General features: G+C 30.1%; 24 protein-coding genes. 1 reads left to right on the top strand and 23 read right to left on the bottom strand.

Annotated elements, in window-relative coordinates:
• Positions 1 to 44: 44 nt before the first annotated feature.
• From SALLE_RS01265 to SALLE_RS01175, 19 genes are all read right to left on the bottom strand, one after another.
• Positions 45 to 1,637 carry a CTP synthase gene (locus tag SALLE_RS01265; protein ID WP_342768167.1) on the bottom strand — a complete coding sequence of 531 codons (1,593 nt, stop codon included), beginning with the start codon at positions 1,635 to 1,637 and terminating at the stop codon, positions 45 to 47.
• Between the two features lie 54 nt (positions 1,638 to 1,691).
• Positions 1,692 to 2,171, bottom strand: a complete 480-nt coding sequence (gene rpoE / locus SALLE_RS01260; protein WP_115557830.1) for a DNA-directed RNA polymerase subunit delta — start codon at positions 2,169 to 2,171, stop codon at positions 1,692 to 1,694.
• Between the two features lie 26 nt (positions 2,172 to 2,197).
• Positions 2,198 to 3,409, bottom strand: coding sequence for an HD domain-containing protein (locus tag SALLE_RS01255; protein ID WP_115557829.1), 1,212 nt, complete (start codon positions 3,407 to 3,409; stop codon positions 2,198 to 2,200).
• An 8-nt stretch (positions 3,410 to 3,417) separates the two neighbouring features.
• Positions 3,418 to 4,869, bottom strand: a complete 1,452-nt coding sequence (gltX, locus tag SALLE_RS01250) for a glutamate--tRNA ligase (RefSeq protein WP_115557828.1) — start codon at positions 4,867 to 4,869, stop codon at positions 3,418 to 3,420.
• 1 nt (position 4,870) lies between these two features.
• Positions 4,871 to 5,335: a 2-C-methyl-D-erythritol 2,4-cyclodiphosphate synthase gene (ispF, locus tag SALLE_RS01245; RefSeq protein ID WP_115557827.1), complete on the bottom strand. Its 465-nt coding sequence runs from the start codon at positions 5,333 to 5,335 to the stop codon at positions 4,871 to 4,873.
• Positions 5,336 to 5,414: 79 nt separating this feature from the next.
• A complete protein-coding gene (gene ychF / locus SALLE_RS01240) occupies positions 5,415 to 6,512 on the bottom strand; it encodes a redox-regulated ATPase YchF (RefSeq protein WP_115557826.1) in 1,098 nt (365 codons plus the stop codon).
• Between the two features lie 2 nt (positions 6,513 to 6,514).
• Positions 6,515 to 6,700 carry a DUF951 domain-containing protein gene (locus SALLE_RS01235; RefSeq protein ID WP_115557825.1) on the bottom strand — a complete coding sequence of 62 codons (186 nt, stop codon included), beginning with the start codon at positions 6,698 to 6,700 and terminating at the stop codon, positions 6,515 to 6,517.
• A complete protein-coding gene (locus tag SALLE_RS01230) occupies positions 6,690 to 7,568 on the bottom strand; it encodes a ParB/RepB/Spo0J family partition protein (RefSeq protein ID WP_115557824.1) in 879 nt (292 codons plus the stop codon). Before SALLE_RS01230 ends, SALLE_RS01235 begins: the two co-directional genes overlap by 11 nt.
• The gene (locus SALLE_RS01225; protein ID WP_115557823.1) at positions 7,558 to 8,328 is read right to left on the bottom strand and encodes a ParA family protein; all 771 of its coding nucleotides are present in this window, start codon (positions 8,326 to 8,328) and stop codon (positions 7,558 to 7,560) included. The genes SALLE_RS01230 and SALLE_RS01225 overlap by 11 nt, the downstream gene beginning before the upstream one ends.
• A gap of 36 nt (positions 8,329 to 8,364) precedes the next feature.
• Positions 8,365 to 9,075 (bottom strand): 16S rRNA (guanine(527)-N(7))-methyltransferase RsmG, encoded by a 711-nt coding sequence (gene rsmG, locus SALLE_RS01220; RefSeq protein ID WP_115557822.1) that lies wholly within the window; start codon positions 9,073 to 9,075, stop codon positions 8,365 to 8,367.
• Between the two features lie 119 nt (positions 9,076 to 9,194).
• A complete protein-coding gene (locus tag SALLE_RS01215) occupies positions 9,195 to 10,649 on the bottom strand; it encodes an APC family permease (protein ID WP_115557821.1) in 1,455 nt (484 codons plus the stop codon).
• An 18-nt stretch (positions 10,650 to 10,667) separates the two neighbouring features.
• Positions 10,668 to 12,542, bottom strand: coding sequence for a tRNA uridine-5-carboxymethylaminomethyl(34) synthesis enzyme MnmG (gene mnmG / locus SALLE_RS01210; protein ID WP_115557820.1), 1,875 nt, complete (start codon positions 12,540 to 12,542; stop codon positions 10,668 to 10,670).
• Positions 12,543 to 12,658: 116 nt separating this feature from the next.
• Positions 12,659 to 14,179 carry a methionine--tRNA ligase gene (gene metG / locus SALLE_RS01205; RefSeq protein WP_115557819.1) on the bottom strand — a complete coding sequence of 507 codons (1,521 nt, stop codon included), beginning with the start codon at positions 14,177 to 14,179 and terminating at the stop codon, positions 12,659 to 12,661.
• Positions 14,180 to 14,725, bottom strand: coding sequence for a phosphoribosyltransferase (locus SALLE_RS01200; protein ID WP_115557818.1), 546 nt, complete (start codon positions 14,723 to 14,725; stop codon positions 14,180 to 14,182).
• Positions 14,709 to 16,016, bottom strand: a complete 1,308-nt coding sequence (purB, locus tag SALLE_RS01195; protein WP_115557817.1) for an adenylosuccinate lyase — start codon at positions 16,014 to 16,016, stop codon at positions 14,709 to 14,711. The genes SALLE_RS01200 and purB overlap by 17 nt, the downstream gene beginning before the upstream one ends.
• Positions 16,016 to 17,308 (bottom strand): adenylosuccinate synthase, encoded by a 1,293-nt coding sequence (locus SALLE_RS01190; protein ID WP_162807975.1) that lies wholly within the window; start codon positions 17,306 to 17,308, stop codon positions 16,016 to 16,018. Before SALLE_RS01190 ends, purB begins: the two co-directional genes overlap by 1 nt.
• Positions 17,309 to 17,314: 6 nt before the next feature.
• Positions 17,315 to 17,875 (bottom strand): aminoacyl-tRNA hydrolase, encoded by a 561-nt coding sequence (gene pth / locus SALLE_RS01185; protein WP_115557815.1) that lies wholly within the window; start codon positions 17,873 to 17,875, stop codon positions 17,315 to 17,317.
• On the bottom strand, positions 17,876 to 18,916 hold the full coding sequence (locus SALLE_RS01180; RefSeq protein ID WP_115557814.1) for a ribose-phosphate diphosphokinase: 1,041 nt from the start codon (positions 18,914 to 18,916) through the stop codon (positions 17,876 to 17,878).
• Between the two features lie 84 nt (positions 18,917 to 19,000).
• Positions 19,001 to 19,696 carry a hypothetical protein gene (locus SALLE_RS01175; RefSeq protein ID WP_115557813.1) on the bottom strand — a complete coding sequence of 232 codons (696 nt, stop codon included), beginning with the start codon at positions 19,694 to 19,696 and terminating at the stop codon, positions 19,001 to 19,003.
• Between the two features lie 101 nt (positions 19,697 to 19,797).
• Here SALLE_RS01175 and SALLE_RS01170 point away from each other — a divergent pair, with 101 nt between their 5' ends.
• Positions 19,798 to 21,330, top strand: coding sequence for an ABC-F family ATP-binding cassette domain-containing protein (locus tag SALLE_RS01170; RefSeq protein WP_115557812.1), 1,533 nt, complete (start codon positions 19,798 to 19,800; stop codon positions 21,328 to 21,330).
• Between the two features lie 801 nt (positions 21,331 to 22,131).
• Here SALLE_RS01170 and SALLE_RS01160 read toward each other — a convergent pair.
• The 4 genes from SALLE_RS01160 to SALLE_RS01145 all read right to left on the bottom strand — a co-directional run bounded on the left by SALLE_RS01160 (position 22,132) and on the right by SALLE_RS01145 (position 26,265).
• Entirely contained in the window at positions 22,132 to 23,319 is a 1,188-nt protein-coding gene (locus tag SALLE_RS01160; protein WP_115557810.1) for a DUF2130 domain-containing protein, read from the bottom strand.
• Between the two features lie 125 nt (positions 23,320 to 23,444).
• A complete protein-coding gene (locus SALLE_RS01155) occupies positions 23,445 to 24,059 on the bottom strand; it encodes a LemA family protein (RefSeq protein WP_115557809.1) in 615 nt (204 codons plus the stop codon).
• Positions 24,060 to 24,138: 79 nt separating this feature from the next.
• Complete coding sequence (locus SALLE_RS01150) at positions 24,139 to 25,143, bottom strand: DUF3137 domain-containing protein (protein WP_115557808.1); 1,005 nt, start codon at positions 25,141 to 25,143, stop codon at positions 24,139 to 24,141.
• Positions 25,144 to 25,257: 114 nt separating this feature from the next.
• Entirely contained in the window at positions 25,258 to 26,265 is a 1,008-nt protein-coding gene (locus SALLE_RS01145; RefSeq protein ID WP_115557807.1) for a DUF3137 domain-containing protein, read from the bottom strand.
• Between the last annotated feature and the right edge of the window lie 206 nt (positions 26,266 to 26,471).

Genomic DNA, 26,471 nt, shown 5'->3' with positions numbered 1-26,471 from the left:
CTCATCTCTTTAATTATAAACTTTTTTATAATAAATTTACAATATTAATTACTAATTATTGCTTGAATAAAGCCATTAAATAACGGATTTGGTTTATTAGGCCTTGAAGTGAATTCTGGGTGATATTGGGCCGCAATAAAGAATTTTTTAGACGGAATTTCGATTATTTCAACCAAATTTTGGTCGACAAATTCTCCTGAAAAAACCATTCCTGCTGCCTCAAATTGTTTACGATAATCATTATTAAATTCATAGCGGTGACGATGTCTTTCAAATGCAAAATCATTTTTATAAAGCTTTTGAGCTAAACTTTTTGGTTTAAGTTTAGTTTTGTATAATCCCAAGCGTAAAGTTCCACCTAAATTTTGAATATCTTTACCTTTTATAATATCAATTATTGGATTTGGTGTATTGGCATCAAACTCAGTAGAATTTGGGCTTTCTAAATTTAAAACATTTTTGGCAAATTCTACAGTGGCAACTTGCATTCCTAAACAAATTCCTAAATAAGGGATATCATTTTCGCGAGCAAATTGAGCTGCTAAAATTTTACCAACTATTCCTCTTTTTCCAAAACCACCAGGAACCAAAATTCCTTTTGCATTTTTTAAAATTTCTTTATAATTATTTTCGTTTAAATCAGCTGACTGAATTCAGCTAATTTTTACTTTATAGCCATTTTCTAATCCAGCAATATGTAGAGACTCAATTACCGATAAATAAGCATCTTTTAATTCCACATATTTCCCGACTACAAAAACTTCAACTTCTTCTTTAGCGTTTTTTAACTTAGTTAAGAAGTTATTTCAGTGATCAATTTTAGTAGCTTTCATTTTTATTTCCAGTTGCTTGGCAACAATTTTATGAAGATTTTGCTCAAATAAAGTAATTGGCACTTTATAAATGGAACTTTCATCAGGGGCCACAATTACATTTTCAAATGGAATGTTGCAAAATAGTGATATTTTTTCTTTAACTTCATCACCAATAGTTGTCTCGGTTCTTGCTACAATGACATCTGGTTGAATTCCTAATTTTAGCATTTCCTTTACCGAGTGTTGTACTGGTTTGGTTTTGTGTTCTCCACTTACTCTTAAGTAAGGTAGAAGCGGAACATGAATGAACATTACATTTTCTTTTCCCAATTCCATTCTTACTTGACGAATAGCTTCAATAAAAGGTTGCGACTCAATATCACCAACCGTTCCCCCGATTTCAGTAATCACAACATCGGCACCAGTTTTTCCAGCCAAATAGATTTTTTTCTTAATTTCATCTGTAATATGAGGGATAACTTGGACAGTTTTTCCATCTCAATCCCCTCTTCTTTCAGCTTCTAATACCGAAAGATAAATTCTTCCTGAAGTTACGCTTGAATTTCTACTCAGATTTTCATCAATAAATCTTTCATAGTGGCCTAAATCAAGATCTGTTTCAGCCCCATCTTCGGTAACATAAACTTCACCATGTTGGTAAGGACTCATGGTTCCTGGATCTACATTTAAGTAGGGGTCAAATTTTTGCATGAAAACTTTCACACCACTACTTTTTAATAAAACTCCAAGAGAACTACCCGTAATTCCCTTTCCTAATCCAGAAACAACTCCTCCGGTTACAAAAATATACTTTGTCATAATTTCCTCCTATAAAAGTAAAATTGTCGTAAAAATTACGACAATTAAAATTAATAATTAGTTATCAATATCATCATAGATATCTTCGTCAATTGACTCATCTGAATCGTCATCATCATCGTCATCATCATCGTCTAAATAGTCTTCATCAATATCTAAATCGTCATGATCTATTTCTCTAATAACTTTTGGACCACTATTTTCATTGTCATCTGTATCATAAATATCAGTCGCTAAGTAAGCATCTAAATCTTCAAATTCCTCAGTTGTTTCAAATTTATCTACATAGTCGTATTGCTTTTTAACATCATCAAATTTTAAATAATCACGTAATCCCCATTCTCCCGAAGAAGTTAATGCGAAGCGATTGTCTAAAACCAAGTCTGTATATAATTCCGCAATGATTTCATTTTTTTTGACATTGTCTTCATGAATTTCATTTGCGATACTATTTCAAATTTCTTCAAAATTAGCACTTTCTTTATTATTTTTTAAATACTCGTATGCCATTTCAATATTTGATAATTTTATAGCCATTTTTTACACCTCTAACAATCACTATTTTACATTATTTTAGGAAAAATATATATATTTTCTGAATTTAATTTTTTATCTTTACTAAAGTCTTTAATTGCAGCGATTTGAGAAACTTTTTCTAAACCAACTATTTTGCCAAATTTATCAACAATATAAATTGTTTCATCTTTTGAAACCTTATTATCATGATTATACATTGCTACTGAACTTAAAGTTAATTTTTCTAGATAATAATCACTGTCAAGGTTCAACTTTTGAATTTTATCCTCAACGCTTTGGTATTCGGTCTCGGTAAAGTAACCAAAAAAATCTCTTTTAATGATTCTTAGGCTCAAATCCGCTAATATTTTATCATTTTCTTTTGAACATTTCTTAATAAAATCAATTAAAGTATAATCGTCCAATTTTAGATAATTTTCAAGAGATATTTTTTGCTTCAAAAAGAATGCCTCAAATAATTTAACATCTTCTTGGTTTAAAAATTTAAATCCTTGATTAAATAGATCAGTCAATCTTTTGAATCATTTTTTTAAAATAACATCAAACGAAATCGAAACTGGGTGTCGATAAACTTGTTGATACATATGGTAACGACCCAATAAATAAGATTCGATTGCATAAACTGTTTTTTGGGGGTAAACTATTTTATCATCAACCACTGTTGCATGGCGAACAATTCAATCAATATCCAATTTTGAATAATTAACTCCACAATTATAACTATCACGAGTCAAATAATCTAGGCGATCAGCATCAAGTTGGCTACTTACAAGTGAGTTTAAAATTGGATTTTTATGAACCCCTCCGATGATTGCGGCGACATTTTCGGGATTTACTTTATATTTTAATAAAATCTCATTAATTTCGGTCGCCCCAGTAATTATTTCTTGGGAAAATTCTTCGTGTTTTGTTCCAGTTACACCCTCAAAAGAGTGTGAAAATGGTCCATGACCAATATCGTGAAGCAATCCCGCAACTTTAACCTCAATTTTTTGCATTTCGGGTAAAGTGTCAAAACCACTATTTTCTAAAAATTTACATATTAAATGATAAACCCCTAATCCGTGAGAGAACCTGGTGTGATTGGCGGAAGGAAAAACAAATTGTCCTCCACCAAGCTGTGTAATTCTTCTTAATCTTTGGTATTCATAGGTGTTTATTAATTCATAAATAATTTTTTCTTGTAAATGAATATCACCGTGCACACTATCTCTGATAAATTTATTGAAATTACTCATTGAACTCCTTATGATTTTTTGGCAATATTTGCCAAAATTCTATCTTTTCCCAAAATCTCAATTGTTTTAGCAAGTTCTGGTCCATGTTCAAAACCAGTTGTTAAAATTCTAATAGGCATAAATAATTCTTTGCCCTTACGATTTAATTGAATTCCGGTGGATTTAATAATTAATTTAATCGCTTCTTCATTTCAGTCTTTAATTTTTTCAAATTCTTCTAAAATGAATTTTTTCACTTCATTAATATTTCCCAATTCTTTTAAAGTATCTTTTGTTGCTTCATCCATTTTTGAATGTTCATTAAAAAATAGGTCTAAATGGTCATTAATTTGCACTCCAAAATCAATTTCTCGCTTAAATAATAACATTATTTTATCAATTGTATTGGTATCATATTTTGATAAATTAAATCTTTTTTCATCGACAAACTCTTTGATAAATAATAAATAATCCTGATCACTTATTTTTTTCATATATTGGGAATTAATTCATTTTAATTTATTAACATCAAAAGTACTTGGAGATTTTGAAAAACGTTTTTCATCAAAAATTTTAATAAACTCTTCTTTTGAAAAAATTTCAACTTCTCCTGGTGGCGACCAACCCAGTAATCCAATATAGTTAAACATAGCTTCAGGCAAATAACCTTGTGATTTATATTGTGAAATAAAGAACATTTCATTACCACTTCTTTTTGAAAGCTTTTTGTGAGTTTCATCCACAATTAAAGTAAGGTGACAAAACACCGGAGGTTCGGCGTTTAAGGCCTCATAAATCATCAATTGTCTTGGAGTGTTTGAAATATGTTCCTCTCCACGAACTACATGAGTTATTTTCATGTCAATATCATCAACGACAACAGCAAAGTTATATGTGGCTATTTTGTTTGATTTTAAAATTACAAAATCCCCAATTTCTTTAGAATTGAAAGTTACCTCATCACGAACAAGGTCAATAGTTTTATATTCTTTGTTACTTGGGACTAAAAATCTAATATTTGGTAAAATATTTTTTTGCTCAAACTCATTGATTTGTTCTTGAGTTAAATTAGCACACTTTTTATTATATTGAGGTGCAGGGTTACCTGAACTTAATTGTTTTTCACGATCAGCTTCTAACTCCTCAGATGAACAAAAACACTTATATGCTTTTTTATCCTTCAGTAGTTGATTTGCGATTTCTTCATAGAGTTCAAATTTCTCAGATTGTTTGTACTTACCAAAACCTTCAGCTGGTTTTAAAAAACTTTCATCAGCAAAAATTCCTAGTCAGTTCATGTTATCAAACTGAGATTCGATTGCTCCATCAACATTTCTTTCCAAATCAGTGTCTTCGATTCTAACAATAAAATCACCTTTATAATGCTTTGCAAATAAATAGTTCATTAGTGCTGTTCTTGTGTTTCCGATGTGTAAGTATCCAGTTGGGCTGGGCGCATATCTTAGTCTTACTTTTTTCATTTTATTTTATCTCCTTTAGTATTACAACGGCGTTGACTTGAATTATATTCGTAAAATTCCGCTCACTTGTTGTTGCCTTTATATTTAAAAGCTCTGATTTCAATTTAAAAAGCTTTGTCAAATTATTTCTTATATTAATTTTGTGTTCGCTTAATTTTGGCGAGTCCAAAATAATTAAGCTGTCAATATTTCCTATTTCATAATTTCGCAATTCTAAAAGTTTATTACAATATTCTATAATTTTAATAGACGAAAATCCCTGTTTCTGTTCGCCCTCAGGAAAGTGATCTCCTAAATCCCCAAGGCCGAGAGCTCCAATAATAGCCTCACAGATCGCATGGGTTAAAACATCACCATCACTGATGGCTTCAACTTTTAAGGGACAAGTAATTTTGGTTTGACCTAAAATTATATGATCACCAGCTACTAGGTTGTGAATATCTGTTGATTGACCGATTCGAAACATTAAAATACCTCTTCTTTTAAATAATTATAAACATTTAATCTTAAAAACCAAATTAAATTAAAAAAATCCACCTTGTGGATTAATTATTAAATTTAAAGAAGCAAACATCTCCATCATTTAAAATATAAGTTTTTCCTTCAAGTCTCATCTTACCGGCAGTTTTAACATTTTGTTCTGAACCCAAACTAATTAAATCTTCACAATTATAAACATCTGCTTTAATAAATCCTTTTTCAAAATCTGTATGAATAATTCCAGCTGCTTGAGGTGCTGTTGAACCTTTAGGAAATTGTCAGGCATGAGCTTCTTGAGGACCAACTGTAAAAAATGTTTGTAAATCCAAAGTTTTATAAGCCATTGCTATTAAATCATCAAGACCAGAATTTTCAATTCCTAGTTCATTTAAAAATGCTTTTTTGTCTTCTGCATCCAATTCAGAAAGTTCTTCTTCAATTCGAGCACTAATTTTAACTACTGAAGCATTATTTTGAGATGCAAAATCTCTAAGATTTTTAACATATGCATTTTCTGTTTGAACTTCTGTCTCAGCAACATTGGCAACATAAATAAATTTTTTACAAGTCAGCAACTGAAATGATCTTAGAATTTTACTTTCATCATCGTTGTATTCTAAAGTATTCAATAATTTACCATCTGCTAGACAATCACGTAAACGAACTAACAGTTCAACTTCGGCAATTAAATCTTTATCTTTACTACTTTTGGCTTTTGTTTCAATTCTTTCAAGACGTTTTTTTACTGTTGCTTCATCAGCTAAAATCAACTCTAAATTGATTATTTCAATATCGCGAATTGGATCAACACTACCTTCAACGTGAGTAATATTTTTATCATCAAAACATCTTACAACTTCACAAATTAAATCTGTTTCTCTAATATTTGCAAGAAATGCATTCCCCAAACCTTCACCTTTACTTGCTCCAGCAATTAATCCAGCGATATCAACGAATTCAATTGTAGTTGGGACAATTTTTTTACTATTCATAATTTCAGCCATTTTATCAAGTCTTGAATCAGGCACAGCAACTGTTCCAAAATTAGGTTGAATAGTTGCAAATGGATAATTAGCGGCCTCAACTTTTGAATTTGTTATTGCATTAAAAAGTGTCGATTTACCAACATTAGGCAAACCAACAATACCAACTTTTAAACTCATACTTATTCACTACTTTCTACTATTGTGGCATTACCTTCAAAAACCTTTGGTTTTAACTCTATTATCAAATTTTCAACCGAAAGGCTCTTTAATTTATATATTATGCCCACTCTAATTATTTCTCATTTTTCAGTTTTACTTGGGTGAGGCTTTCTTAAAGTGACAATGTCTCCGATTTTAAATTTCATTATTTAACCCCAATATTTCTAGAACTCGATTTAGATCTTGATTACCCTCATAGCGGATTGTAATTTTGCCACTATCAATAGTAACCTTGGTTCCCAATTTTCGCATCGCAATTTTTTCAACTGCTTCTAAATGAACATCTTTTTCTTTTTGCTCTTCTGATGATTCATTTTTAAATGTCGCTTTTTTTACTAAATTTTCAACATCACGAGCAGTTAAATTTTTAGCCATGATTTCTTCGAAAATAGTTTTTAATTTATCTTCTTGGCTTAAAATTGTTAATAACGGTTTGGCTTGACCCATCGAAATACCGTTTGCCATTAAAGCATCTTGAACATATTGTGGCAGATTTAGAAGACGCATTATGTTAGCGACATGACTTCTTGATTTTCCCACTCTTTGAGCAATTTCTTCTTGCTTTAGACCTAAAATATCTACTAATTTTTTGTAAGCAATGGCTTCCTCGATATCTAGCAAGTCAACTCTTTGAATATTTTCAATAATAGCAAACTCTTGCATTTGCTTATCATCAATTTCCAATATTACGACAGGAACCTCTACTAATCCAGCAATTCTTGCAGCACGGCTTCGTCTTTCACCAGCAATTATTTCATAATCATTCTTATGCTTTCTAACAATAATTGGTTGTATAATTCCATGAATTTTTATTGACTCAGCTAATTCATTAATTTCAGTATCATTAAAAATTCTTCTTGGCTGAAAGGGGTTTACTTTTAAATTATCTAGTAAAACTTTTGTCTTAGGTACAGTTGTATTATTGGGATTTCCCTCAATATTGTTAACCATGTCACTAACACTTTCGCCAAAAATTTCATCCAATCCTTTAAATTTATATTTCTTATTTGCCATTTTGTTCTATTACCTCTCTGACAAAGTCGCCGTAGGCTAATGCCCCAGGACCTTTTGGATCGTGTTCGAAAATTGATTTACCTTCTAGGGAAGACTCTGAGATTCTGATATTTCTTGGAATATATGAACTATATACTTTTGTATCGAAAGTTTTTCTAACTTCTTCTAAAATATCATGTGCCAGTCTAGTACGAGAATCGAACATCGTCACTAAAACTCCCTCAATTGTTAATCTAGGGTTTATTGTTTCTTTTACTTTTTTTATTGTTCTTAAAAGCTGGGCCACACCATGCATGGCATAATGTTCGGCTTGAATTGGAATTAAAACAGAGTCACTACTTGAAAGACCGTTTCTATTTATTAAACCCAAACTTGGTGGGCAATCAATAATTATGAAATCATAATTATCTTTAATATTTTCCAATTGTTTTTTTAAAATATTTTGATTATTATCCTTTTGCTCTAAAAGGTAAAGATCTGCTGCAGCCAAATCTATTGAACTGGGTGCTAGATCCACTCCCGGCTTAAGATTCTTAATTATAATATTTTCCAAGGTTTCTTGGCCAATTAAAACATTGTACATACTTTTGGTTGAATTATCAATATCAACCCCTATTCCAGTTGAAGCATTAAATTGTGGGTCTAAATCTATTAATAAGACCTTTTTGCCCTGCATTGCTAGACCACACGCAAGACTAATTGATGTAGTAGTTTTACCCACTCCACCTTTTTGGTTAGCAACCGAAATTATCTTTCCCATATTTTATCCTCTCTTACATAACATACTTATTATATCTTATTTTCCTAACGGTTTCTTTTTAATTTGAGCATACTGACGAGGATAATTTTTTGGGGTGTGACTAATTTTTTTGTAAACCAAATTTATTCTTGTTCCTAAATAATCATCATTTTGTAAATCTTTTGACTCGAATTGTAAACCTAATTCTTTTTCTTTATTATTTAAATTTTTAATTTCTTCTTCTGCTCTAGGACCCTTCAAGCAAATAAAATTACCAGAAATCTTGATAAGTTGAGATCCCAATTCTAAAAGTACATTTAATTCGCTAACCGCTCTTGAAATCACAACATCAAATTGTTCTCTAAATTTAATACAAAAATCCTCTGCTCGTTCGTAATGAGTTGTAATATTTTTTAAATCTAAAATTTTAATAAGCTCATTTAAAAAATGAATTTTCTTATTGTTACTTTCAACTAAGTGAACTTCTAATTCGGGATAAAATATTTTTAAAACTACCCCAGGGAATCCCGCTCCCGTTCCAATATCACAAATTTTCTGATTTTTTAGTAAAAAGTTATTTGAAAAAAAGAGCGAGTCTAAAAAATGCTTTTGATAAACGGCTTCTGAATCCGTTATTGATGTTAAGTTATATTTCTGATTTTCACTAACTAAAAAATCAAAATATTTATTTAATTGTTCTTTTATTTTTTCGCTCAGTTGGACGTTTAAAATTTTATCAAACAGTCCTCAATTTTCAAATTTACTCATAATTTAATTTTATCAAAAAAAACATTATATTACCAACAATTATTAGTAATCGAATAAATCTTAAAAAAATGAAAAAAAGCCCCTTTTGGACTTTTAAAATATTAATAATTAGAAGTTGATTATTTAACTAATTTTGAAATTTCTTTTTGGCTGTTATATTTTTTTAAGAGCTTTTCATTTGCCCCCCACAAAATAAACATTACTACTAAAGAAAATATGAAAAATAGGGGGTCAAACATTGTTTCAACACTGCTAAATTTTTTGAATAAATCAAAATAGACATAACTCATCGAAACCGTTAAGAACAAAATTGGAAAAGCGGCAAATCAGTAAACTCCTTTGACCTTTTCTACTTCAACCCTTTTTGTTTTTCTATTAACAAGCACTCCGATTAAAACCGATAGATAAATCGTAAAAGCCATCACGGTTATAGTATTTGAAGTGAAATCAATGATATCAATTAGATTATTATTTATAATAACCGAGCAAGTAATCAATAAAGAGACGATAGACAAACTTATAATCCCTTGAATGACAGCAGCAACTCTATGGGAAACAATTTTATCTTTCTTATTAAATATTAAATTATCATCCATACTTGCTTGAACCCCCTTTGGTCCAACTATACTATATCCATTTACAATCGTCATAATAGTACAAGCAACTACTGATTTAAAGAAGAAAGATCAACCAGGAGCCTTTTGAAATAGGTTATCAAAAAGTGTAAAAACATTTCCATCAACACTACCGAAGAAAATTGCAATCGAGATTAAAACATAGAACAATGATACTCCAAGTACTCCAAAAAATAATCCCGGAGCTACTACTTCCTTGTGCTCAACATCCTTTTGAAGGGCTGCGGCAAAGATAAACCCATCAAAAGAAAACAATATTGGAGCCATCGTTAAGAAAAAGTATTCAGTTTTCCATTCCCCGCTGCTGTTATCAAAAGCATTGTCATTTCCTTGAAAATTCAGAATAAATCCACCGATTATCACAATAGCAAGAGGAATAAATTTAAAAAATGTAAAAATAGTTTGAATCAAATGACCCGGTTTGGTTGTTAACATATTTAAAACCATGAATCCGATCATCATTAAAATAGCAAAGCTTCCTTGAATTGCCAATTTACCTTCGTGACTTAGTCACTGTTCACCAACCAATTTATCTGTTGCATCAATTATTGTCTTAACAGAGAACAAAGCCCCAATTCCCGAGAGAACAGGCACATAAAACATTATGAAAAAAATTGCATAGAAAGAACCCACTCTTCTACCAAGAAATTTTGAACCTCAAGTCTGAATTGTTGAGTGACCTTGATTTTTTGTAGATGAAGCCGCTTCAACGAAAACTAAAATCATTAAAGTGGAAACCAATCCTATTACCAATCACATTGTAATCGCTAAATAAGGATTTTGTCCCGCTTCTCCTAAAACGCCTCCTGCGGTATTCCTGTTTTTTAAATAGATACCAGATCCTACCATTAGGCCGAAAACCAAACTAAACAAAGTTAAAAATTCAAATACCTTATTTGTTCTTTTATTGGACTTTTGCTTTTTGGTAAGATTCGACATAAAAACCCCTTTTCTAAATTATTTATTGTACTGTTTTTTTAAATAAAATAGTAACATTTGAATATCTGCTGGATTCACACCCGAAATTCTGCTAGCTTGACCAATCGAAAGTGGTCGAATTTTTTTTAATTTTTGTTTTGCTTCAATTGCTAAATTTTCAACTAAATCATAATTTAAATCTAGTGGAATTTGTTTAGCTTCTAATTTTTTTAATCTTTCAACTGTTTGCTGTTCTTTTTTAACATATCCTTCAAATCGACATTCTATAACAACGCTTTGAAGACAATTTAGAGATAGTTCTTTTAATTCACTTATATATTTTACCAAAGTTTGAATACTTACACCAGGTTGTTTTAATATTTCATAACCACTCAAACCATTAACTAAGTTAGCCTGATTTGTTGTGGCTAATTCAATCGCTAAATCTGATTTTGGTCCAAATCTATTTGATTTTAAAGCTTCCACCGCATTAGCTTTCACTTGTTCGCTTTGTAAAAAATTTTGTCATTCTAATTCAGGAATTAAACCAATATCATAACCGTATTTTTTTAAACGCTGTTCTGAATTATCATTTCTTAAAAGCAATCTTCTTTCGGCTCGACTTGTTAATAGACGGTATGGTTCAATAGTACCTTTGTTGATCAAATCATCAATCATAACTCCAATATAAGCTTCATCTCTTCCTAAAATTAATGGCTCCGCATTATTTAACTTTCTAACTGCATTAATTCCCGCAATTAGTCCCTGACCTGCAGCTTCTTCATAACCACTTGTTCCATTTATTTGTCCCGCAGTAAATAGGTTTTTTATTTTTTTAAGTTCAAGACTCAAATTTAGTTGCATTGGATCTAGACAATCATATTCTATCGCATAAGCTCATTTATCAACTTCCACATTTTCAAAACCAGGCAAACTTTTTAGCATTTTTTCTTGAATTGCTATTGGCATTGAAGTAGAAAATCCTTGAACATAAAATGTGTCCATCGATTTTGATTCTGGTTCTAAAAATATTTGGTGCTGATCTTTGTCTGAAAATCTCACAATTTTGTCTTCAAAACTTGGGCAATATCTTGGACCAGCTCCGCGAACCTCTCCTGAGTACATTGCTGAGAATTCCAAATTATCCTGAATAATTTTTTTTGTTTCTGGAGTTGAATGAATTAAATAACAAACTTCTTGGTCATTAATTTTCAAGTAATTTTTTGTGCTTTCGCTAAAACTCAAAGGCATATCAGTTCCTGGTTCAACGGTTAGTTTTGCTAGATTGATTGAACTTTTTTTAACTCTTGGAGGCGTTCCAGTCTTGAAACGCATCAAATCTAACCCAGCCTTTTTCAAAGCTGAGCTAATTCCTGTTGTTGTTTTTTCATCATTTGGACCAGCTGTATAATTTTCTTGTCCGCGTAATATTTGACTTTTTAAGTAAGTACCAGTTGTTAAGATTACTACACTTGCTAAAAATATTTCTTTTTTATCAGTTACGATTCCCTTTATTTGATTTTCTTCGATAATAAAGTCCTCAACGATTTTAGCAATCATTGTTAAGTTTTTTTGTTGCTTTACTATTTTTTGCATGTACTTTGAGTATTCAATTTTATCTGATTGCGCTCTTAATGCCCAAACTCCGGGACCTCGCGATGAGTTAAGCAATTTCATTTGCAATGCAGTCGCATCAGCTGCTTTTCCCATTTCTCCACCAAGAGCATCAATTTCTCTAACAACAATCCCTTTTGCTGGTCCTCCGATTGAAGGATTGCAAGGCATTGCCGCTATTTTATCTTCGTATAAATTAAACAGACCGACATCTTTTCCTAATCTAGCAGCAGCTAAGGCAGCCTCAACTCCGGCATGACCAGCCCCAATAACGATGATGTCAAAAATATTTTTTTCCATAAGCTTCTCCTTTTGTTAATAAAATCTTTGACATCAAATTAACTAATTTAATTATAATTGAAAAAATTAAGAATAGTATTAAAAAATTCAAACCAAGATAATTCTTGATTTGAATTTTAGTTTATTCTTTCGAAAATAATCTTTCGACTTGTGATTTTATCAAATTCTATATCGTTTTTCTTTAGTTCTTGTAGATTTAATAATTTTTGATTATATCCAATTTGGCTTAGCATTTCTTCATAACTTTTAGTTAAAATTGGTGCAAGCAAATGAGAAATAATTGTAATATTTTTTTGTAAAATAGTTAATACTTCTGCAAGCTTTTCAGTTTGACCTTCTTTGTCTAGAACTCAAGGTTTTTCCTCTTCAATGAATTTATTTAAATCTTGACCAAATTTCATAACTTTTTCAACTGCTTTGTTGATTTGGTAGTCGTTCATGTCAGAAATATAATCATCAATCAATTTTTTACCAGATATAATAAGCGAGTGATTTTCTATGTTTGTTTTTTCCAAAATAATACCTGAAAAATATTTTGTAATCATATTATTTGTTCTTGAAATTAAGTTACCAACATTGTTAGCTAAATTAGTATTAAAGCACTCAACAAATAATTCCTCTGTAAAGTTACCATCTCTTTCAGTCGGCAATTCCTTTGCAATGTAAAATCTTAAAGCATCACTGGAAAAACCATTAATTATAGCGATAGGATCAATCACATTTCCTAAAGATTTAGACATCTTGGTATCTTTTGATAAAATTCATCCATGAGAAATTAATTTATTCGGCATTCTCAATTCCAAACCATTTAAAATAATTGGTCAATAAATTGAGTGAAATCTTGTAATTTCTTTTCCCACATACTGAACAATTTCAGTATCCGCCGATCAAAATTTATTTAAAAGTGTTTCATCTTTTTGTGCATATCCCAATGCAGTAATATAGTTTGATAGAGCATCTAATCAAACGTAAATAACATGTTCTGGATTTTCTGTCGTAGGAATTCCTCATTTTAAAGAAATTCTTGTAACCGATAAATCTTCCAATCCTGGTTCAATAAAATTTTTAAACATTTCATTTTTTCTTGAGTCAGGAGTTAGAAAATCATTATCAAATAAAGTTGTTAAAAAATCTGAAAATTTTGAAACTCTTAAAAAATAAGTTTCCTCTGATAACATTTTAGGTTTTGTTTGGGAAACTTTACACAATCCATTTTCATCAATTTGGTCTGCAATTAAAAATTCTTCACAACTTACACAGTAAAGTCCTTCATAATTTCCTTTGTAAATTAAATCTTTATGAAGTAATTTTGTAAAAATTTGTTGAACAGATTTTTTGTGCTCCAAATCCGTTGTTCTAATAAATTTATCATATTTGATATCCAAAAGCCCTCAAAGATTTTTAAATTTTTCAACAATTTGGTCAACGTACGCCTTGGGTTTCATTCCCGCTTCCTTGGCTTTAGTTTCAATCTTTTGACCATGTTCGTCTGAACCAGTAAGAAAAAACGTTTCCATTCCAACTGATTTTTTAAAGCGATTTAAAATGTCTGCTAATGTTGTAGTATAGGTATGACCGATATGCAAGTCACCACTGGCGTAATATATTGGGGTTGTAACATAAAAAGTTTTACTCATTTAGTTGCCCTCATTCTCGTTTGTAAATTTATAAATATCTCTTAGACCTCGATAACTTTCGTTGTAATCTAAACCATAACCTACAAAAAAATCATTTTCAACTTTAAATAAAGTATTATAGTCGAAACTAATATTTCTTTTTGTTTTAAATTTATCAAGAAGTGTTAAAACTCGAATTTCTTTTGGCTTATCTTTTGCCACAAAATCATATAGCGCTTGAATCGAAGTTCCAGCATCAAGGATATCTTCAACAATTAAAATATTTTTATCTTTTAAACTATTTTGAATCCCGATATCAAATTTAACTTTTTCTTTTTTAATTTCGTTATTAACATCTTCGCTTAAGTTAACAACAAATTGAACTCCAACATCAATTTTTAATTGACGGATTAAATCTGAAATGAAAATAAATACTCCCGATAGTTTTGCAACTATTACTAAAGCTTGGCCTTCAAAAGCTTTTGATAAGTTTCTTGCTTCATTAGCAATGGCACTCTTGATTTCATCTTCAGTTATTACAGTTAATAATTTAGTTACTTCTTTCATGGTTTAAAATCCTTTCATAAATTTTTTGAACGTTTCTTAAAAAATAATTCTGATCAAATAATTTTTCAAAATCTAAATTGTTGATATATTTTTCAACACCATTTTTTATTAATACTTCTTTAAAATTTAATTGCTTCTCTTGAGTTTCCAAGGTACAATTTTGAATGAAGTCATAAACTTGTTCTCTAGAAAAATTTGTTTCTTTAATAATGTGGGTTAATATTGGTTGAGAGTAAAAAATATTATTCTGCGAATCAATATTTTCTTGCATTCTTTTTTTGTTTATAAATAAATTCTTAATTGTTTCAGTTAATCTTTCTACTGCATAAATTATACTATGAAATAAGTCTGGTAAAACTATTCTTTCGTTAGAACTATGAGAAATATCTCGCTCGTGTCATAGAAGATTATTTTCAAATCCCATACTTACAAATGTGCGAATATATCTCGCTAATCCCGAAATGTTTTCAGAACTAATGGGATTTTTTTTATGCGGCATTGAACTAGAACCTTTTTGTCCCTTGGCAAAACCTTCCATCATTTCTTGAACTTCACTTCTTTGAAAACTACGAATTTCAATTGCAATTTTTTCTAATGTTGAGGCAATGTTTCCAAATACTGAAATTAAAAATGCGTGACGATCTCTTTGAGTAACTTGTGTTGATAATGAGTCGATTCCAAGCTTTAATTCTTTAGCAACAAATGTTTCTACTTCTAATTCAAGATTAGCATAATTACCCATGCTTCCCGAAATCTTAGCAACCTCAATTTGTTGACGGGCTAATAAAAATCTTTCTTGTTGGCGCTTTACTTCTTCAAATCAAAGCAGAAATTTTAATCCCAGTGAAGTTGGTTCACCATAAATTCCGTGGGTTCGACCCATTATAAGAACCTCTTTATTTTCTAAAGCCTTACTTAAAAGTTCATTTTGCAAATTGTCCAAACTATTTTTTAAAATAATATTGCTTTGGGCAATTAAATAGTTTTGAGCTGTATCAACTACATCTGTTGAAGTTAACCCCAAGTGAATTCATTTTTTCTCCGAACCCAAATTTTCAGATAACATTCTTGTAAAGGCCACGACATCATGTTTAGTTTCCTTTTCAATTTCTAACATTCGTTTATGATCAATTTTTGATTTCTTAATTATTTTTTCACAATCAGCAGCCGGAATTACACCAAGTTTTGATCAAGCTTCAACAACTTTATTTTCGACAAGCAACCAAGTTTCTAACTTGTTTTTCTCATTTCAAATTTTATCAATTGCTGCAACTTCATAGCGATTTACCATTAAAACTCTGACTCCATTAAAATGGTTTGTAATCGGTCTGGCCCAACTGAGAAACCAACAATATTAATACCACAAAGTTCTTTAATTTTATTTAAATAGTTTTGAGCATTAGTTGGTAAATCTGAGAAATTTTTAACTTTAGTAATATCTTCTTTTCATCCTTGCATTTCAATAAATTCAGGTTCGCATTTTTGGTAATCACCATTCAATGGAGGGATTGTAAATATTTTTTCACCATTCAGTAAGTAGTTAGTACAAATTTTTACAACCGGTTCTCCTGATAACACATCAAGTAAAGTAATAAAAATTTTATCTAGACCTGTTGTGCGGATTGCATATTTTAAGGCAACAATATCAAGTCAACCAACTCTTCTGGGTCTTCCTGTATTTGAACCATATTCATGTCCACGTTCTCTTATGCCTTCTCCAATTTTATTATTTAATTCAGTAGGAAAACCTCCGGTTCCAACCCTTGTACAGTAAGCTTTAACAACTCCTAAACTTGTAGTGATTAGGTTGTGATTAATACCAGAACCTAGAGATGCATTATTGGCACTTGTATTTGAACTGGTAACAAATGGATAAGTTCCGTGATCAATATCTAAAAGCGCTCCTTGAGCACCTTCAAATAAAACGTACTGTTTTGATTTAATTGCTGTTTCAATTAAAGTAGATGTTTCCACAACTTGACCCTTAATTATTTCAAAATTATCCATTAATTCTTTATAGATAGTTTCAAAGTCTAACGGTTTTCCATCATAAACCTTAGTAATTAATTTATTTTTAAACTCCACAATTTCTTTTAGTTTAGTTTTAAAATTTTTATCAAATAAATCACAAACTCTGATTCCAAGACGGTCTACTTTATCTTGGTAAGTTGGTCCAATTCCTCTTTTTGTTGTTCCGATTTTATTAACACCACGAGATTCTTCTTGTAGCTCATCAATTGCAATATGATAAGGTAAAACAACATGTGCACGGTTCGATAAAAATAAATTTTTTGTATCAATTCCAGCTTTTTTCAAAATCTCCAATTCTGAAACTAATCTGGGTAAATTAACAACGGCTCCGTTCGCAATTACATTAACTACCTTTGGATTCAAAATACCTGATGGCACGATAGTAACCTTGTGCTTGACACCTTCGCTAACTATAATGTGTCCAGCATTATCTCCTCCAGAAAAACGAACAACCATACTTGCCTTTTGGGCAAAATAATCTGTTATTTTTCCTTTTCCTTCATCACCTCATTGAGATCCTACAATGACTAAACTTTTATACTGTTCCATAATTACCTCCTAATTGTATTTGTTCATTATATTTTTAAAATCCGTTCCTGAGATTCATTCTTTGACCCAATTTATTTTAAAATTAAATATCTCATTCATTTTTTTAATTTCTTCAGTACTCATTTTTGATAAAACTCAATCAACTATTTTTCAGCCGGGTTCAGGATTACCAATTCCGATTCTTAATCTTTGAAAATCGGTTGTATGAAAATGAGTTATGATATTTTTTAGACCATTATGGCCAGCAGCACTACCAGAATTTTTAAATTGTTGCTTTTCAATTGGGAAATCTTTTTCATCATGAATTATGACAATTTGATTTAAATCAACTTTATAAAAATGCATGATTTGGAGAACCGCTTCTCCCGAAAGATTCATAAATGTTAGTGGTTTAACAAATAATACTTTTTCACCATGTATCTGAGTTGAGTAAATTTCGGATTTAAATTTTTGCCCAATTGATTCTGCATTATAATATTCTATTAATTGGTCTAATACGAGAAATCCTGCATTATGACGGGTTTGTAAATATTGAGTTCCTGGATTTCCTAAGCCAAAAATTATTTTCACTTATTTTTTAGCCTTTAAAAACTTTTTAATTCTTGATAAAGTTTCTTCTTGGAAATCACCATAAACCTCTGATAATGAGTCTCTTGATACCGACGCTTTAATCATGGTTGCCAATAGATTTGCTACTGAAATAATTTTCAAACCTTCAAAGCGTTTTTCTTTTGGAATTTCAATTGTGTTTGTCACCACAACTTTTTCTACTACCTTAGAGTCAATTGCTGATGTTATTTTTTTAACAGCTTCTCCATTGAATAATCCATGACCACCAAATATATATACTGCTCTAGCTCCATTTTCTTTTAAAGCAGTGGCAGCAGCAACAATGGTTCCCCCAGTATCAATCATGTCATCAACGATAAAGCAAACCTTATCTTGAATATCCCCAAGGACAAATTCCACATTTGCCATATTAGGTTCAGGTCGACGTTTAGCAATAACCGCGATACCATTTGTAAGACCTGCTGTATATTTTGCAACTTCATGTACCCTAGTAAGTCCACCATGATCTGGGGAAACTAAAATACATTTATTTTGGTCTAAATTATTTTCAATAATTGTGTTGATGATCTCGTTTGCCATTGTCTGTGCAGAGTGAAAGTTATCCACTGGAATATCAAAAAATCCCATTGTTTGAGCAGAGTGTAAATCTACAATAATTACTCGGTCAGCCCCTGCTTTTTCTATTAAATTAGCCACTAATTTGGCTGTAATTGGTTGGCGTCCTTTAGCTTTTCGGTCTTGGCGAGCGTAACCAAAATACGGGATTACCACGTTAATTTTTTGAGCACTAGCTCTCTTGAACATATCAACAGCAATCAATAACTCCATCAAGTTTTCATTTACTGGTTGGCTAGTTGATTGGATGACATAAACCTCTTTACCTCGTACCGAATCCTCTGATTGCATTAGGATTTCTCCGTCAGCAAAAACTATTTTTTTTGCTCTTTTTTGCTCAATTTCAAGAATTTTGCATATTTCGTTTGTTAATTCTTGGCTTGCTGACAAACCAAAAATATTGATTTCATTTTTTTCTTTGGACATTTTAAAGGAATCTCTCTCTCTAATATAAATATAACCTAAAAATAGTCTTTTTTAGCACACTTTCAGGCAAAAAATAATTTTATTTTAGTTAAATAATTCGTTATATCGTTCAACTAACATTAAGGTAATCTTTCAGTCATTTACTTGAATTTTGCAATCTCGATAAACTATATAAGCGTTTTTTTGCAAGAATAAGTGGTTTTGTTTGGTTGATATTTTACCATTTTCCTTAAACTCCATTTGATTTTTATATTTATTCAAACCATCAACTATGTTGCTTAGTTCTTTATTATTCAAAAGAATTCCATTCATCATTGTTTTATATGTTTTTAGGTCCTCAAATAAGTAAGGGTTTAACTTTTCTTGAAAATTTCCTCTTAATTTAAGAATGAAGATATCAAGATTTTTAGTGATTTTATCAAACTCTTTATAACCTTTTGATCCAAAAGTTAAAAGACCGGCGATTATTGCGCCAAAGCAAATTAAAGCCGCCATTAAAAATCAGGCTACTCAATTTGTAAATGAAATATTCAAAAATATATTTAGGCAGAATCCCACAATAAAGCTAATAAGACTCGCCAAAAATGTTATTAATCAGTTATTTCTTTGATTAATAGTTTGATTTTGCACTAATAACTCCTTTTGAACTTCAAAAATTTCTAGCAAAATAGACTTTAATTCTTGGGGTTTAAGTTTTGTTGCACTATCAAAATCTTTCAAATCACTTTGATAACTTTGAGTTTTAAAATTAAAATTCTTATAAACTGTCTTTTCATTCATATTTGCAAAATAGTGGATTTGACCTTTATTTTACCACTACTATTAGTATATAATAATACGGTTAGATTTATGAATATTTTATATGAATGGAGAAAATAATAATGAGTTTAGTATACATTGAAGGCTTAACCCACGCTAATGGTGGTAAAAAATTATATGAAAATGCCACTTTAAGAATTAATAAAGGCGAGCATATCGCTTTAGTCGGGGCCAATGGGGTTGGTAAAACCACTCTTTTAAATATTATCAACAATTCAATTGTACCCGATCACGGAAATATTGAAGTTCACCCCAGAGTTACAGTTGGTTATTTAGATCAGCATCAAAAAGTTGACGGGGAACAAACTGTCAACGCCTATTTGGAAGGTGCTTACAAAGAATTATTTGATATTGAAGCACAAATTGCCAAAATTTACGAGGACATGGCGGTTGAGTATAAAGAAGACGAATTAGTTAGAGCCTTAAAACTTCAAGAACACTTAGATTTAAATGACTTTGAAATTATAGGTAAAAAAATTCGTAGTTTAGTTGATGGTCTGGGAATCGAGCACGAAAGACTAGAACAGAAAATGGGCAGCCTTTCTGGGGGTCAACGTGGTAAAGTCCTTTTAGCTAAATTGTTATTAAGCGAAAATGACTATCTGCTTTTAGATGAGCCAACCAACTTTTTAGATATTGAGCAAGTTGACTGATTAGCTAAATTTTTACAAACTTTTGAACCAGCATTTATTATGGTATCCCATGATAGTGATTTCATTAATAAAACTTGTAATATAATTTATGAAATTGAAAACTTAAAAATTAATCGCTATGTTGGTAACTTTGATAAATACATCGAGCAATCTGAATTAAGAAAAGAACAATATACCAAAGAATATATGGGTCAACAAAAAACCATTAAGAAATTGGAAACTTATGTTGCTAAGAATGCAGCGAGAGCTTCTACTGCCAAATCTGCACAATCTCGTCAAAAACAACTTGACAAAATGGATGTGATGAAGGAACTAAATCAACAAGCCAAGCCTCACTTTAGTTTTAAATACAAACGACCAGCCAGTGCAGTTATTGTTAAAGCCACTGACTTAGAAATTGGTTATGACTTTCCCTTAATCCATCCACTAAACTTTGAGTTACGCGAAGGTGAAAAATGTATCGTTAGTGGATATAATGGGATTGGGAAGACTACTTTTTTAAAAACCTTAGCTAACGAAATTCCGGCAGTTAACGGAACTTGTGAATTAGGAAACGGAGTTCAGGTTGCTTACTTTAGACAAGTTGAAAAAAATACCGATTTAACTCCTGTCCAATATTTAAAAAATTTACACGAAGACATGACTGAATCAGTAATTCGTGGAACTATTGCAAAATTTGGGCTAAAAAGTGCATTAATGAATAACCCGATGAGTCTTTTGTCTGGGGGAGAGCAGACCAAGGTTAGATTGGCAGAAGCCAGTCTAGTGCCTTGCAGTCTTTTAATATTAGATGAACCTACAAACCATATTGATGTTTTAGCTAAAGAAGCTTTGCTAGAAAGTATTCAAAAATTTGAGGGTACAGTTTTACTTACAACTCACGACATTAATTTTTCAACCAAATGAGCCGACAAAATTCTTGATTTTGAAAAATTAATTTAATTAAAAAATATCACAAAACCCGACTAACTATTTAGTCGGGTTTTGCTTTTAAATAAAAATGGAAAATTATTATTATAAAAACAACCTTCTACTATTGTATTTTTATAATTAAGGATTAAACTGTGAGTGAACTTGATTTTTATTTAAATAAAATATTTAAGGAGGTTTTAAATTGTTAAAGTGCAAGTCTTATTTGGAATCTATTAACTTAACAGTCATATTTTTATTAATAATAACTTTATTACCCTGGCTAATAATTCCGAATTTGATCGCCTTAAAATTATGAGAAGCATCAATAATAATTTTAATAATTACGGTTTTAACAATTATATTTATTTTTGCAATACTTAGTTTTTTAGATTTCAGAAATGGATTTATTGAAAAGTTTTATTTTTTATCTTATTTTATTTTTCCAATTGGAATACCATTATTAATAATTGAAAAAAATATTAAAGACAGAGAGTTTATTAATGGGAGGATTTTTATTTGAAAAAATAGCGATACCCTTACGTTTGAATTTATTATTTTTATCGTCCTAATGATGCAGGTGTTTTGAATTTTGGTACCTTGAATTTTGGGTCTATTCGAATGATGGTTTTTGATATTTGCGATTGCAGCTATTTTAGAATTACTTTCTGCAATATTAATTGGTACCGGTCATTTTCAACAAAAGAAAAAATTGCTTTAAGTAGCGGGTATTCTTAATTTTATTTTATGTGGACCAATTTTATTTTTAGCATTAAATAAAAAATTTATAATAATTTAAAAACTTCGACTCTCAGTCGAAGTTTTTTCTAATGCCTAAAAAACTAATTTTTCTAAATAATCTTTAATATTTTTAATTCAGTGACTTTGCATTTTTTCTCGCGCAATTCTAACTTCGTCAACTTGTTTAGCAATTCCTGATTCAGCGCTCTTAATTCTTTCAAAGCTGTCGTTAAATAATTTACTTAGCACTGGTAGTTGAGTATCTTTTCACTGATTAAAAATTTTTATTTTTTCTTCGTGCCCTTCAAAATCTTTTTCTTCCACAAATTTATTTTCAGCGAAGATAATAGTTTTTAAAATTTGTCCCACAAAAATGAAACTTTCTGGATCACTTAAATAAATATTTGGATTTTCATCAGATCTTTTAAACGGTATTCCTGAATACTTTTTATTAAAAGAAGTCGAAACCAAAATACCATATTTAGATTTTTGGCGCGCCATATCTTCTGTTAGTTTTTTTTCCCAAGCATTACTTCACTCTGCATTTTTTACTTCATAAACAATTCTGCCAATTTCTTTTTCGTTTTCTCTAATAGTTTGCAGGTAGTCAGCCTTTTTGTCCATTGCTGTAATTTTTTCAATTATGTCTTGAGGTTCAAAAACTTTTCTTAATTCAGCTTCAACTTCATGCTCAAAGTTTTCCCCTTTTGTTTTATTTTGAATGACTTTGTTAAGATCGTTGGCATGCTTCAAATCAGTTATTTGGTTATTAAGGTTAAAAATTTCATTGTTAAGGCTTTTTTCCATTTCCACTAATTTTTTAAGTCCCTCTTGTTCAGCTTCGAGTCTGGCTTGCTTTACAAGGTTTTGATTTGACTCTAGTTCCATTTGAAGAGTTGCAAGTTTTGTCATCAGTCTAGAAATCTCTTGATTAGATTCACTCTCTAATTTATGACTTTGGTTTTCTAAATCATGTTTATGTTTTAAATCTAAATTGGAAAGATCATTATTTTGTTTGCTAATAATATCTTTTAATTTTTCAATTTCAATTTGCTTTGCTTTTTCAAAGGCATTTTCTGCTTCAGCAAGTCTCTGTTTTGTTATTAATTCATTTTGCTCTCCTAATTGTTTAGTTAAGGTTTTCTCAATAATGCTTATATAATCTTGCTCATGCTTTCTAAAAATTTCCTTTAAGTTTGATAATATGTTTTCATTTTCTTGAAAATCTTTTTCTGTAATTTTGTAATCACAGTTTGGGCAGGTAAAAATAAATCCAGTCATTTTTTCTCTCTTTCTTTTATAAGAAAATTGTAGCGTCTTAGGGAAAGGTAACTTCTCACCCTAAAAAATCTCAATTATTTCTTACAATTAAATAATATCATTAAAATGAAATAAAAAAAGGATTCCTAGAATCCTAAATCCATTTTTACATCTTGGCGACTTTGTTCAGAAGCTTCAAAGTACATTCTTGTTTCTAATTTTAAATTACTTGCTGCAACAACTGCTGGTCAAGCTTGAATAGAAGAGTTGAAGTTTCTGATTGCTGTGTTATAAAAACGACGAGCAGCTGCGATATTATCTTCACAATCAACGATTGCACTTTGAAGTTTTTTCACATTATCATTAGCTTTCAATTCTGGGTATCTTTCTAAAGTTAAGTTAACTTGACCTAATACTTTTGAGGTTTTAGCATCAAATTCTCCAAAATCTTTTGGGTCAATTCTACCTGAATTTCTTAAAGCCACAACTGATTCTAATGTTGATTTTTCATAATTCATTGCAGATCTTGTTGTTTCCACAAGTTTTTGTAGAGCGTCAGCTCTTCTTTGTAATTGAACATCAATTCCTGATGCTGTTTCGTTAATTTCTTGCTCTTGGCGAATAAAATTGTTTTTTGTACCGATGTAAATTCATAAAGTAATTGTTAGCGTTAAAATAAAAGATAAATAAACTACAAATTTACTTAAAAAACTAGTTTTAGCTATTACTATTGTGTTATTTGGTGTTGGATTATATGCCATTGTTTTGTCCTCTTCTATAATGAAATTTTAGCACTTTTAATAATTATATTCTATGAATTTTTGATTATTTTAATAATTTTTAGTCTGGAAATAATCCCATAATTTGAAAAAACTTTAAAGCATCATGAAGATCAGAAACCTCATTTTTTACCTTGTTATATATTTGACCAACTACTTCATCCAGGGTTTCAACAAATTCCAACGAAGTAAAATCGTGATCTTCATCATGTTTTGATCTGAAAGTCCTAAACTCTCCAATTAAGGAATATTTATGAAAAAATAAATATTCTGGTTTTGCTCTATTATTTTTTCTGCTCATTTCTAAGATATTCAACATTCTTTTTGGATTTATAAATTTTCTAGCAGCGATTTGGTCACTTGAAAAAACATTGGCATAATTATTGAATTCCGGAGATTCAAAATCTATTTTTTTAGCATCATCTAGAAGTAAAAATGGGTCTTTTGCAAAATACATGTTTGTCGGAGATTCAAGAAAATTTTTGGTAAAATTTGCGACTATAAATGTCTGACCTATATAGCGATTTATATGGGAATTACCCTGTGATGGAATCAACGTACTAACAACTCCATAAGAAAATTTTTGGCCCTCTAAGGAAAAAGTCATTACCTCTCTAACCCTTGAACGCTTTGAAAATGCAAATGGTCGCAATTTCAAAACCGATGTCAAAAAACTCTTTTTAAAACTAAAATCAGTTAAGTAGTCGCCAAAGAGTCTGTCCATTTCTAATTTATAGTATTTGGAAATATTAAATCCTTTAATGAAGCGCGCTACATAATCATGCTTAATTCTTGATATTGAAGATGTCATAGTAATTGCCGCTATAAATAGAGGAATAGAAATTAAGAACATTCATACAGCGACTTGAATTCCAAAATAAGACGCTAATATTCATGAAAAAAAGAATACTATAATCATGATATGAATTAAAATCGCAGGAATTATTCAAAGAGCTGTGACAATTTTTACTTTTGGTCTTTTATTTTTTAATTTATATTTTTCAAAAGCACTTTTAACGTCTTGACTGATTAGTTTAAAAAAATCTTTACTATTAAAATCTTCCATTTCGTTGTTAAAACCTCTTCTATTTAAAATTTATTAATTAATTACCATTTTTTTAATATTATCATATTGTATTATTATTTTTAAAAACAAGTATGTATATATCTTTAATTATTTTTAGTCTGGAAATAATCCCATCACCTGAAAGAATTTTAAGACATCGCGAAGGTCAGAGACCTCACATGTTACCTTGTTATAAATTTGATTGACCAATTCATCAATTTTTGAAATATTACTCAAAGAAGTAAAGGAATGGTACTTAAAATGATACGATTTAAAAGTCTTTACCTCACCTACCAAAGCAGATTTGTGAAAAAACAAGTACTCCAACTTTGCTCTATTATTATTTTTACTAATCTCCAATATATTCGACATTCTCTTTGGTGTTATAAATTTTCGTGCAAAAATTTGGTCACTTGAAAAAACATTTGCATAATCATTGAATTCTGGTGACTCAAAATCAATTTTTTTAGCATCATCTAGAAGTAAAAATGGGGTTCTTGAAAAATACATATTTGTTGGTGATTCTAAAAAACTTTTAGTAAAGTTAGCAACTATAAATGTTTGGTGGAAATATCAATATCTTCAACCATGGCGTGTGCGAACAAGCTTTCGCGAAGTAACAACTCCATAGGAAAATTTTTGACCTTCCAATGAAAAAGTCATTACCTCTTTAACTTTTGGATCATCAGCATATAAAAAAGGACCTAATTTTAATACTGTTGTCAAGAAATTTTTTTCAATACGCAAATCACTTAAGTATTCACCAAAGAGTCTCTTCATTTCTAATTTATAATATGAGGAAATTTCAAACTCTTCAAGAAAAGGCTTTATATAATTGCTTTTATTTTTATTTACAACAATCGTGTAAATCACGGCCGATATAAATAATGGAATAGAAATAAAAACCATTGCGGTGCCAATTGGTAATAAAATCGATTGAAACAAAAACAATCCAAAAAATCATAATACCGATCCAACTGGTCATAAAATTGCAGGAATTATTCAAAGTGCGATAGAAAGTTTTGTATTAGGTTTTTTATTTTTTAATTTATAATTTTCAAATTTGCTATAAACTTCTTCTTTAATTTGCTTTAGCAAATCACCACTTTTTAATTCTTCCATATTTTCTCAAAAAATTCTTTCTATTTTGCATTTTAAACATATGCTTAGTAAATTTTATCACATAGTATTATATTATTTTATACAATAAATATATTTATTATTATTTTAAAAAATTTGCTTAAAATTTAATCATGCTAAAAAAGTTGCAAATAAGCACCAATACTTGACCATATTAATTTCTTATATATTGTTAAAATTTATTTTAT

It is taken from the genome of Spiroplasma alleghenense (genome assembly GCF_003363775.1).
Taxonomy (GTDB): Bacteria; Bacillota_I; Bacilli_A; order Mycoplasmatales; family Mycoplasmataceae; genus Spiroplasma_B; species Spiroplasma_B alleghenense.
This window is presented reverse-complemented; position numbering and strand designations above follow the sequence as displayed.